Raw genomic sequence first — 11,168 nt, forward strand, 5'->3', positions numbered from 1 at the left:
AAGAACCCTTGCAATAAACCCATAATTCTCATGCGCAATCTTCATTACCATTTCCGCCCAAACCGCGCTAATGGTCGGTTGCAGTGTCGGCGACGTCGCAATTGTCGCAGTCTGGAATCACCCTTCAGTCCAGAAGGGCCACAGCGAATGGGCCGATCCAGACAGTCGGCACGTGTATTGAAGGAACGCGCTTATGTCCGAGGAAGAAGACGACATCATCCTGTCCGAGCTGGACGATGATGAGCTTGTCCAACAGATGTTCGATGACCTCTATGATGGTCTGAAGGAAGAAATCGAAGAAGGTGTGAACATCCTGCTGGAACGCGGATGGGCGCCCTATGACATTCTCACCAAGGCTCTGGTGGGCGGTATGAAGATCGTGGGCGATGACTTCCGCGATGGCATCCTGTTCGTGCCCGAAGTGTTGCTGGCCGCCAACGCGATGAAGGGCGGCATGGCGATCCTAAAGCCGCTTTTGGCCGAAACCGGCGCACCGCGCGTGGGCAAGATGGTGATCGGCACGGTGAAGGGCGATATCCACGATATCGGCAAGAACCTGGTGTCGATGATGATGGAAGGCGCAGGGTTCGAAGTGGTCGATCTGGGCATCAACAACCCGGTTGAAAACTATCTCGAAGCGCTGGAATCCGAAGGCCCCGATATTCTGGGCATGTCGGCCCTGCTGACCACCACGATGCCCTACATGAAGGTCGTGATCGACACGATGGTCGAACAGGGCATTCGCGACGATTACATCGTGCTGGTGGGCGGCGCACCCCTGAACGAGGAATTCGGCAAAGCCATCGGTGCCGACGCCTATTGCCGCGATGCCGCCGTGGCGGTGGAAACGGCCAAGGATTTCGTGGCGCGCAAGCACAACCAGATGAGCGCGTAAGCGCCGCCATGAGCATGCACGCACCCGCGCCGGACATCCCGCGCGGGTGTTTTCTTTTTAGCGCCCCTGAGCGGCGCGACAGGGATCATTCCAGGTGATCGACCAGCCCGCCCCCCTGCCCGGCTTTGACGAGCTGACCCAACAGGGCATCCCGCCCAGCGGCACAGGCCGTGTGCTGATCGTCGCCTGCGGTGCGCTGGCGCGGGAAATCCTGGATCTGAAAGCACGGGGCGGCTGGTCTCATCTGGACCTGACCTGCCTGCCTGCGATCCTGCACAACCACCCCGAAAAGATCACCGATGCGGTCCGGGCCGCCGTGGAAAAACACCGTGCACGGTATCAGGCAATCTATGTGGCCTATGCCGATTGCGGCACGGGCGGTCAGCTTCAGGCGGCCTGCGACGCGCTGGGGGTCGAGATGATCAAGGGCCCGCATTGTTACAGCTTTTTCGAAGGCAACGCGGTCTTTGGTGCCCATGAAGACGAAATCACCGCCTTTTACCTGACCGATTTCCTGACCCGGCAATTCGATGCCTTTGTCTGGAAACCGCTGGGCCTTGATCGCCACCCCGAACTGCTTGAGGCCTATTTCGGCCATTACACCAAGCTGGTCTATCAGGCGCAGACCGACGATCCGGCGCTTCTGGCCAAGGCGCAGGACTGCGCGAAACGCCTGGGGCTGGCGTTCGAGCATCGCAAGACGGGTTATGGCGATCTGGCTGTCACTCTGAAAGACTGGGCGCAGCGCCCGGTCTGACGGACAGGATTTCTTCTGCGAAAATCCGGGCCCTCAGCCCAGCTCGGCCGCGGCGACCTCGCGGATGCGCTCGATCATCGACCGCAGCCCGTTCGACCGTTGCGCCGACAAATGGTCGTTCAGGCCCAGCCGCTCCATCTCGGCGCGGGCGTCGACGGCCAGCACTTCGGCCAGGGTCAGACCGTTATACAGCTTGCGCAGAACCGCGATCAGGCCGTTGACGATCATCGCATCGCTTTCGCCGTCGAAGTGAAACCGCCCATCGGTGATCGTGGGGTGAAGCCAGACCTGGCTGGCGCAGCCCGTGACCTTGGTGGCGGGCACTTTCAGCGCATCCTCCAGCGGGTCCATATCCTTGCCCTGCTCGATCACAAAGCGATAGCGGTCTTCCCAGTCTTCCAGGAATTCGAAATCCTCGACAATCTCTTCAAAGGCTTGGCTGGCCATATTTCGTCCTCTTGGTGATGCGCAATCTCACCTATGATGCGGGCCGTGCGCTGTCCAGACCACGGTTGACGCTTTTCAACAGGCACGGGATGCGCTAACCCAATGGTCACAAAGAAGTTCCGGGGCAGAGTTTCATGACGACACGCGCAAGAGCCGCCAAACCCATCCTGATGCTGACGCTGACAGCCATGGTTCTGGCCGGATGCAACACGCGGCTGAACCCGCTGAACTGGTTCGGCAACAGCCGCGAAGTGGCCGTATCGGAAACCGAAGGCGACGTGAACCCGCTGATCCCGAACCAGCGCCGGTCGATGTTCGCGCGGCCCGATTACGTCTATCCCGGTGTGCCGATCCAGACGGTGACCGAACTGCGCATCGAACGCACGCGCAGCGGTGCGATCATCCTGGTCGAAGGGATCGCGGCGCGCCAGGGGCCCTATGACGTGCAGCTGACGCCGGCCAATGTCGATGATGAGCCGGTCGATGGCGTGCTGAGCTACAGCTTTGATATCGTCTATCCTGAATACAACACCGCCGTGGGGTCCGAGGCGGTGCGCCGGGTGACGGTGGCGCGGTCCATCTCGAATGATACGTTGGCGCAGACCCGCGTTGTGCGCGTGGTGGGTGCCAGCAACGCGCGCGAAACGCGCCGCCGCTGATCCGGGTCAGAGGTCGATGACCTTCACCGTCTGACCTTTCGCCGCCAGCGCCACGCGCCCCTCGCACAGCCGCAGCGCATCTTCGCCGAAAACCTCGCGCCGCCATCCGACAAGCGCCGGCACATCGCGCATCCCCGACGCCATGGCATCCAGATCCGCGCTGTTGGCGATCAGCTTGGCCGCAACGCCCGATGTTTCGGTTTTCGCCTTCAGCAGAACCCGCAGCAGATCGGCCAGCGCCGGATTGACCTGCGCCTTGCCGCGCCCCTGATCGGGCACGGGCAGCTTGTCCTGCGGGCAGGCCACGCCGCGCGCCACCGCATCCAGTATGCCCTGCGCGATGGGATCCTTGCGCGCCTCGCGCAGCAAAAGCCGCAGATGGCCCAGATCCGCCGCCGTCTTAGGTTTGGTCGAGGCCAGCTCGACCAGCGCGTCGTCCTTGAACACCCGGTTGCGCGGGATGTTCTTTTCCTGCGCATAGGTTTCCCGGAAGGCCGCCAGTTCCCGCACAATCGCCAGAAAACGCGGCGCGTTCGACCGGGTCTTCACCCGTTGCCAGGCATCTTCGGGATGGCTGTCATAGGTGTCGGGATTGGTGAGGATCTCAAGCTCTTCCTCCAGCCAGTGCGAGCGGTTGGTACGCTTCAGCTCGGCCGCGAGATGTTCATAGATATCGCGCAGATGGGTCACATCGGCCAGCGCATAGGTTTTCTGCGCCTCGGACAGCGGCCTGCGCGACCAGTCGGTAAAGCGCGAGGATTTGTCCAAAGGCTTGCGCACGATCTTGCGCACCAGTGTTTCATAGCCCGCCTGTTCACCGAACCCGCAGACCATCGCGGCGACCTGCGTGTCAAACAGGGGTTTGGGAAAGACGCCGGCATCGAAATAGAAGATCTCAAGATCCTGCCGCGCGGCGTGGAACACCTTGACCACGCTCTGGTCACGGAACAGATCGTAAAGCGGCTCAAGCGACAGATCGCCCGCCAGCGGATCGACCAGAACCGCGCTGTCTTCGTCATCGGACGGATAGGCCAGCTGGATCAGGCACAGTTTGGAATAATAGGTGCGTTCGCGCAGGAACTCCGTATCCACCGTCACATAGGAAAATTCGCGCGCGGTTTTGCAGAAGTCCTCAAGCGCGGCCGTGGTGGTCAGTGTCTTCATCAGGTCTCTGTCTTTTTATTCTTATTGCGGTTGTACCGAGACTTCCCGGTCTGACGCCCCACTTGCACCGATATTAGGCGAGGAACCGCGACATGCACAACAGCTTGCGTCTAAACGGAGCGAAATCGCAGCGCAAGACCAGGGTTTTCAGGGCTCGGGAAGGAAAACGGGGCTGCGGTCACCGGCTGCGAAGCGGCGCAGAACCGCCGGATAAAGCTGGTGTTCCAGCTTCAGAACCCGCGCGGCAAGGGTTTCGGGCGTATCATCGTTCTGGATATCCAGACGCGCCTGGCCCAGAATGGGTCCGTCATCCAGCGCGGCGGTGACCTCGTGCACGGTGCAGCCATGCTGGGCGTCGCCGGCCTCCAGCGCGCGGGCATGGGTGTTGAGCCCCTTGTATTTCGGCAAAAGCGAGGGGTGGATATTCAGCATCCGCCCCTGCCACTGGCTGACAAAGCCTTCGGTCAGCACGCGCATGAAACCGGCAAGGCACAGGATATCCGGTTTCGCCGCCAGCAGCGGTTCCATCAAGGCCGCCTCGAAAGCCTGACGATCGCCCTTGAAGGGGCGGTGATCGACGGCGGCCGTGGGCACGCCGCGCTCGGCCGCGCGCGCCAGACCCGCCGCAGCCGGATCATTCGAGGCCACAAGACACGGCCGCGCCGGGTGGTCGCCCGTCATGCTGTCCAGAAGCGCCAGCATGTTCGACCCCCCGCCCGAGATCAGGATGGCCACGCGTTTCGTCACGAAAGCCGCCCGGTATAGCTTACGCCCTGCCCATCGATCACGCGACCCAGCGGAATGACGGTTTCACCCGCATCGGCCAGCAGGGCCGCCGCATCCTGCGCCGCCGCCTCGGGCACTGCGACGACCATGCCAATTCCGGCGTTGAAGGTTTTCAGAAGCTCGGCCTGTTCCAGCCCACCCAGAGCGGCCAGCCAGGCAAAGACCGGCGGCAGCGACCAGGCGCCCAGATCGATCTGGGCCCCGCAACCCTCGGGCAGCATGCGCGGGACGTTTTCGGTCAGCCCGCCGCCGGTGATGTGGGCCAGCCCCTTCACATGCCCCGCCTTCAGCGGCTTCAGAACCGCGCGCACGTAAAGATGCGTGGGCGTCAGCAGCGCCGCGCCCAGGCTGACACTGTCATCCCAGGGGCACGGCGCGTCCCAGCCCAGCCCCGACAGCTCGACCACCCGGCGCACCAGTGAATAGCCGTTGGAATGCACCCCATCCGAGGCCAGCCCCAAAAGCACATCGCCCGCCGCGATATCGCGCGGCAGATCGGTGCCGCGTTCCAGCGCACCCACGGCAAAACCCGCCAGGTCGAAATCGCCAGCGGGGTACATGCCCGGCATCTCCGCCGTTTCGCCGCCGATCAGCGCGCAATCCGACGCGCGGCAGCCCGCAGCGATCCCTTCCACGATGCGCGCGGCCTGATCCACCTCCAGCTTGCCGGTCGCGAAGTAATCCAGGAAAAACAGCGGCTCCGCCCCCTGACAGACCAAATCGTTGACGCACATCGCCACCAGATCAATGCCGACCCCGTCCACATTGCCGGTGTCGATCGCGATGCGCAGCTTGGTGCCCACGCCATCGGTGGCGGCGACCAGAATGGGATCGTCGTACCCGGCGGCCTTCAGATCGAACAGCCCGCCAAAGCCGCCCAGACCCGCCATCACCCCGCTGCGCGATGTGGATTTCGCCGCCGGTTTGATCCGCTCCACCAACGCGTTGCCCGCGTCGATATCCACGCCCGCCTGGGCATAGGTCAGGCCGTTCTTTCCATCGCTCATCGCGGGGTCCTTCCATTGGGCATTGCCGTGATGCGCGGGTTAGACGATCCGGCGCGCTTGCGCAACGGGAAGGCTTGACGCGGGCGGCGATCATGCTACCCAACAATGATGGCGGGCCTGTAGCTCAATTGGTTAGAGCAGAGCGCTCATAACGCTTTGGTTGCGGGTTCGAGTCCTGCCGGGCCTACCATATCGCCAGCGCGTCCCGGACCTGATCCGGGACCTCAAGCGCCCGGTCTAGCGCGCAATGACAAGATCGGCGCGCAACCCGCCAAGGCTTTCGCTTTCTCCCAGCCGCAGCACGCCGCCATGGGCCCGCGCGATGTCCGACGCGATGGCCAGCCCCAGCCCCACGCCCGAGCCCTTGTTCTGGTTGCGCGCAGGATCCAGCCGGGAAAACGGCTTCAGCGCCTCGCCACGCTTGTCCTCGGGAATACCGGGACCATTGTCCTCCACGCGCAGGCGCAGGGATTTGTCGGTCAGCTGCACCGACACTTCGGCCTTCGTGCCATAGCGAACCGCATTGCCGATCAGGTTCTCCATCGCGCGCCGAATGGGCACCGGGCGCAGCATGACAGACCCTTCGCCTTCGATCAGCGCAAGGCGCACATCCTTGCCTTCACGCTGGGCATCGGCCACCACCGACTGGATCAGGGCGATGGGATCCACCTCTTCGGGCTCTCCCTCGGCCGTGCCCTTGGCGAAATTCAGAAATTCGTCCAACAGGCGCTGCATGTCATCGACATCGCGCAGCAGCGGCTGGGCCTCGTCCTCGTCCAGCATGCTCAGCCCCAGTTTCAGCCGGGTCAGAGGCGTGCGCAAATCATGGCTGACGCCCGACAACATCATCGTGCGCTGTTCGATCTGCCGTTCGATCCGCGCGCGCATATCCAGAAAAGCCGCGCCCGCCGCGCGCACTTCGATCGCGCCGCGCGGGTTGTAAGGCACATGCCGCCCCCGCCCGAAAGCCTGCGCCGCATCCGCCAGCCGGGTGATCGGACGCAGCTGATTGCGCAGATAGATATAGGCGATCACCGTCATCAGCGCGCCGAAGAACACCATCGTCACCAGCAATTGATGAGGGTTGGACGCCGACACCCGCCAGCGTTCGAACCCGATCCGCATCGGCCCAAGGGGCGTATCCGCATAAATCACCACCATCCGGTTGTCGGGCAGTTCAAACCGCTGCACCTGCGGCGCGCGTTCATTCATCGTCCGGATCATCACCCGGCCCGAGAAATCGTACCACCTGAGCCGGTTTTCCGCGGGCATCGGTTCGAAACTCACATCGAAATTCAGCGGTTCGATGTAGGGCGCCATCTGATCCAGCGCCGCCTCCTGCGTGCCGGCCTGATCGGCGGCATCAAAGACAAAGACCAGCTCGCGCAGCAGGGTGCGTGTCATCTGGGTGGTGACATCTTCGAAATGACGCTGGATAAAGGCGATCGAGACAACAAGTTGCACGAATACAACCGGCACAATCAGGATCAGCGCGGCCCGCCCATAAAGCCCGCGCGGCATATAGTTCTTGAGCCAGCCAAACGACATGGGCGAACCCTAACCGCCCGCACCCGCGAGAGAAAGAGCATGCAGACCCCTCCTGACGATTTTGATCCGCCCATCGGCCAGCCTGTCACCCTGTCGGACAGTCTGCGCCGGATCGTGGCGCCCAACCCCTCGCCCATGACCTATCGCGGGACGAACACCTATCTGGTGGGCACGCGCGATCTGGCCGTGATTGATCCCGGCCCCGATATGCCTGCACATCTGCAGGCGATCCTCGATGCGGTGGGCCCCGGTCAAGAGATCACCCGGATCATCGTCACCCACACCCATATCGACCATTCGCCGCTTGCACGCCCCCTCGCCCGGGCCACCGGTGCACCGGTCCTGGCCTTTGGCGATGCCACCGCCGGGCGCAGCGCGGTGATGGCGCAGCTGGCCCAGGGCGGGCTTGCCGGCGGCGGCGAAGGCGTGGACACCGATTTCGCCCCGGACCGAACCGTGGCGGATGGCGAGTTCATCTCAGGCAGCGACTGGGCGCTTGAGGTGATTCACACCCCCGGCCATATCGGCAACCACATCGCTCTTGCCTGGGGCGAGATCTGCTTTACCGCCGATCACGTGATGGGCTGGGCCAGTTCGCTGGTTTCTCCTCCGGACGGGGATCTGACCGATTTCATGGCGTCCTGCGCGCGTCTGCAGGCGCGAAACTGGTCCGTTTTCCACCCCGGCCACGGCGCGCCCATCGACGATCCGGCGGGCCGGCTGGACTGGCTGGTGGGCCACAGACGGGCGCGCGAGGCGGCGATTTTGCAGGCGCTGGAGGCCGGTCCACAAACCGCACGAACCCTCGCCGAGACGATCTATACCGAAACCCCGCCCGCCCTGCTGCCCGCTGCCGAGCGCAACGTTTTCGCCCATCTTGTTGATCTTCATGGCAAAAAATCCGTTTCCGCACAGGGGCAGCTTTCGGCGCTTGCGCGTTTCGAACGGGTCTGACCCGCACCCGCGCGCCAGGGTGAAAAAATCCGCAATTTTCCGCACCAACCCTATGGACGCAGCAAAAAGAGGTTGCTATATCGCCCAAACCGTTCCGGCGTAGCTCAGCGGTAGAGCAGTTGACTGTTAATCAATTGGTCGTAGGTTCGATCCCTACCGCCGGAGCCAAAATCCTTCTTCGCTTCGACTGACCGCGTTCAAGTCGCGCCTGTGCCGCGCGATTTTCACAGCAAGCGGCTCCACCTCAGATTGCACGAAATACGGCAATTTCCCGCCAGACTGGAACCTGCCGCAAAAAGCGGCATGCACCGCACAGAAAGCCCTTGTTTTTCGGCGATGCGTGTTGACGCTACTGGCCCTTCGACGAATACTCCGAAAAAAAAGGGGCCCATGCTGCTTTTCGGGCACCCATGGATACTGGGGACATTTGAGTGAATAGTTTATCGCGGACGGACGACCTTGGCTCGACCGAGGACCTGATCGCAGTTGTCGGCATGGCGTGCCGGCTTCCTGGCGGAAACACCACTCCCGACGATTATTGGTCATTCCTGCTGAAGAAAGGCTGCGGCATCCGGGTGGTGCCCGAGGACCGCTGGCAGGCCGAGGCATTTTACGACGAAAACCCCGATGCCATCGCCAAATCCGTGTCGAAATGGGGCGGATTTCTGGACGATATCCGAAGCTTTGATGCGGGCGCTTTCGGGATTTCCCCGCGCGAGGCGGATTCGATGGACCCCCAGCAGCGCCTGCTGCTGCAAGCTGCCTATGAAGCCGTTCAAGACAGCGGCACGCCGCTTGAGGCCTATCAGGCCGCGAAAACGGGCGTGTTCGTGGGTGTCAGCCAATCCGATTACCGCACCTTGCAGGAATTGCGCCCCACCAACCCGGAATCCTTTGCAGGCACCGGCTATGCCCTGTGTATCAATGCAAACCGGATCTCGCACCGGCTGAACCTTTCGGGGCCCAGCTTTGCGGTGGACACGGCCTGTTCATCCTCGCTGGTGGCGCTGAATGAAGGGGTTCAGAGCCTTGCATCGGGCGGGTGTGACCGCGCCATTGTCGCGGGCGTGAACATCATCGCGCATCCCTCCAGTTTCATTGCCTTTTCCCGCGCTGGCATGTTGTCGAATACGGGCCAGGTCAGCACCTTTGACGTCAAGGCCAACGGCTTTGTGCGCGGCGAAGGTGTGGGGGTCGTGGGTCTCAAACCTTATGCGGAGGCGCTGCGCGACGGCGACCGCATCCATGGTGTGATCCACGCCACGAACTGCAATCAGGACGGCCGCACCAGCACCATCACCGCGCCCAGCCAATGCGCGCAGATCGACATGCTGGAGGGGCTGTTTCACAAAAGCGGACTGCGCCCCGATCAGGTGGGCTATGTCGAAGCCCATGGCACCGGTACCCCGGTGGGCGACCCGATCGAAGCGGGCGCGATCGGCCGGGTGATCGGCCAGCAGGCGCTGTCGGGGCCGGTTTTCGTGGGATCGGGCAAGGCCAATGTGGGGCACGGGGAACCCGTCGCCGGCATCACCGGCTTCATCAAGGCGATCCTGTCGGTGCGCAACAAACAGATTGCGCCCAATATCAATTTCGAAAGCCCCAATCCGAACATTCCCTTTGACGCGCTGAACCTCAAAGTGCCCACAAAGCCCGAGGTCTTCCCGGAACAGGACGGTATGCGGGTCGCCGTGGTGAACTCCTTCGGCTTCGGCGGCACCAATGCCAGCGCGCTGGTCTCCTCCGCGCCGCCGGAGCCTGCAATCCGCCGGATCGTGCCCGCGGCCACGCGCCCTGCCCGCGCCGGTCTGAATACCGATCACTGGCCCCATGTCTTCGCGATCAGCGCCGGCACGGCCGAAGGGCTGGCGCTGGAAGCTGCGGCGCTGCGTGACGCGCTGAAAGACCGCCGCCAGCTGAAAGACGCGCCGCTTTCCGCCATCGCGGCAAGCCTTGCCAACACCCGCACGCACAAGACCCAGCGCGCCGTGATCCTGGCGCGCAGCCGCAAGGAGCTTGCCTCCGCCCTCACCGCGCTGGCCGAAAACGATGCCGAAGCGCTTGAGGCAAACCCCAACATCCGCCGCGGGCAGGTAAGCGACGGCGGCAAACTGTGCTTCATGTTCGCAGGGCAAGGCAGCCAATGGTGGGGCATGGCCCGCCAGTTCATGGAAGACGAGCCGATCTTCGCCAAAGCGGTCGAAGAGTATGATGCGCATTTCGTCAAAGCCGCCGGCTGGTCGATCCGCGAAGAGCTTTTGCGCGACGAGGCCAGCTCTCGCATCGACGACACCACGGTCACACAGCCCGCTTTGTTCGCGATCCAATCGGGGCTGGCGGCGCTTTGGGCGCATATGGGCGTGCGGCCTGACATGGTCGTGGGCCACTCCATCGGGGAGGCTGCGGCCTCTTACGTCGCAGGCGGCATCAGCCTGGATGGCGCGGCACGCTTCCTGTCGAAGCGCGGCGCGATCCGCGATCAGCTGGGTGCCAAAGGGGCCATGGCCGCCATCGGGCTTGCCCGCGAGGATGTCGAGGCGCTGTTGCCCGATCACGGGCTGATCGGCATTGCCGCGGTCAACGGGCCGGGATCGGTCACCATCAGCGGCGATTACGACGCGATCCATGATTTCGTCGAAGAGTTCAGCTTTACCCAGCCTGACACTTTCATCCGTATCCTGAAGGTGGACACCGCCTGGCATTCCTATCAGTTGGATGCGGGCGAGGCATGGTTCCGCAACGAAGTTCGCCAGATCGACTGGCGCGTGCCCCGGATCCCCTTCATTTCGACCGTCACAGGCAAACCCGAAACACGGTTCGACATCGAATATGGCTGGCAGAACCTGCGCCAGCCGGTGATGTTCCAGGCGGGCATCGAAGCTGCGCTGAAACTGGGCGCGACCACCTTTGTCGAACTTGGGCCCCATGCCACGCTGGCAGGCCCCACCGCC

At 63.1% G+C, this 11,168-nt stretch carries 10 protein-coding genes and 2 tRNA genes; 7 read left to right on the forward strand and 5 right to left on the reverse strand.

Annotated elements, in window-relative coordinates; translation table 11 throughout:
* Positions 1 to 193: 193 nt before the first annotated feature.
* Positions 194 to 895 carry a corrinoid protein gene (locus TR61_RS01825; protein WP_050927833.1) on the forward strand — a complete coding sequence of 234 codons (702 nt, stop codon included), beginning with the start codon at positions 194 to 196 and terminating at the stop codon, positions 893 to 895.
* A gap of 94 nt (positions 896 to 989) precedes the next feature.
* Positions 990 to 1,652 carry a DUF1638 domain-containing protein gene (locus tag TR61_RS01830; RefSeq protein WP_082181801.1) on the forward strand — a complete coding sequence of 221 codons (663 nt, stop codon included), beginning with the start codon at positions 990 to 992 and terminating at the stop codon, positions 1,650 to 1,652.
* A gap of 33 nt (positions 1,653 to 1,685) precedes the next feature.
* On the opposite strand, the gene TR61_RS01835 is transcribed toward TR61_RS01830, so the two are convergent.
* The gene (locus TR61_RS01835) at positions 1,686 to 2,099 is read right to left on the reverse strand and encodes a SufE family protein (protein WP_050927834.1); all 414 of its coding nucleotides are present in this window, start codon (positions 2,097 to 2,099) and stop codon (positions 1,686 to 1,688) included.
* A 134-nt stretch (positions 2,100 to 2,233) separates the two neighbouring features.
* On the opposite strand from TR61_RS01835, the gene TR61_RS01840 reads away from it, so the two are divergent.
* The gene (locus tag TR61_RS01840; RefSeq protein WP_050927835.1) at positions 2,234 to 2,758 is read left to right on the forward strand and encodes a hypothetical protein; all 525 of its coding nucleotides are present in this window, start codon (positions 2,234 to 2,236) and stop codon (positions 2,756 to 2,758) included.
* 6 nt (positions 2,759 to 2,764) lie between these two features.
* Here the strand turns inward: TR61_RS01840 and rnd are convergent, their stop codons facing one another.
* The 3 genes from rnd to purM form a co-directional block, all read right to left on the reverse strand.
* Entirely contained in the window at positions 2,765 to 3,922 is a 1,158-nt protein-coding gene (gene rnd, locus TR61_RS01845; protein ID WP_050927836.1) for a ribonuclease D, read from the reverse strand.
* A gap of 147 nt (positions 3,923 to 4,069) precedes the next feature.
* Positions 4,070 to 4,669, reverse strand: coding sequence for a phosphoribosylglycinamide formyltransferase (purN, locus tag TR61_RS01850; RefSeq protein WP_082181802.1), 600 nt, complete (start codon positions 4,667 to 4,669; stop codon positions 4,070 to 4,072).
* Entirely contained in the window at positions 4,666 to 5,715 is a 1,050-nt protein-coding gene (gene purM / locus TR61_RS01855) for a phosphoribosylformylglycinamidine cyclo-ligase (protein ID WP_050927837.1), read from the reverse strand. Before purM ends, purN begins: the two co-directional genes overlap by 4 nt.
* A gap of 113 nt (positions 5,716 to 5,828) precedes the next feature.
* On the opposite strand from purM, the gene TR61_RS01860 reads away from it, so the two are divergent.
* Positions 5,829 to 5,905 (forward strand) — tRNA-Ile (locus TR61_RS01860).
* A 47-nt stretch (positions 5,906 to 5,952) separates the two neighbouring features.
* Here TR61_RS01860 and TR61_RS01865 read toward each other — a convergent pair.
* Entirely contained in the window at positions 5,953 to 7,263 is a 1,311-nt protein-coding gene (locus TR61_RS01865; RefSeq protein ID WP_050927838.1) for an ATP-binding protein, read from the reverse strand.
* Between the two features lie 39 nt (positions 7,264 to 7,302).
* On the opposite strand from TR61_RS01865, the gene TR61_RS01870 reads away from it, so the two are divergent.
* The 3 genes from TR61_RS01870 to TR61_RS01880 all read left to right on the forward strand — a co-directional run.
* Positions 7,303 to 8,217 (forward strand): MBL fold metallo-hydrolase, encoded by a 915-nt coding sequence (locus TR61_RS01870; protein ID WP_050927839.1) that lies wholly within the window; start codon positions 7,303 to 7,305, stop codon positions 8,215 to 8,217.
* Between the two features lie 93 nt (positions 8,218 to 8,310).
* Positions 8,311 to 8,385: transfer RNA gene (locus TR61_RS01875), tRNA-Asn, on the forward strand.
* 263 nt (positions 8,386 to 8,648) lie between these two features.
* Positions 8,649 to 11,168: type I polyketide synthase (locus TR61_RS01880; RefSeq protein ID WP_157440796.1), on the forward strand; the 2,520-nt coding region annotated here is incomplete at its 3' end.

The sequence above is a fragment of the Aestuariivita boseongensis genome, from assembly GCF_001262635.1.
Taxonomy (GTDB): Bacteria; Pseudomonadota; Alphaproteobacteria; order Rhodobacterales; family Rhodobacteraceae; genus Aestuariivita; species Aestuariivita boseongensis.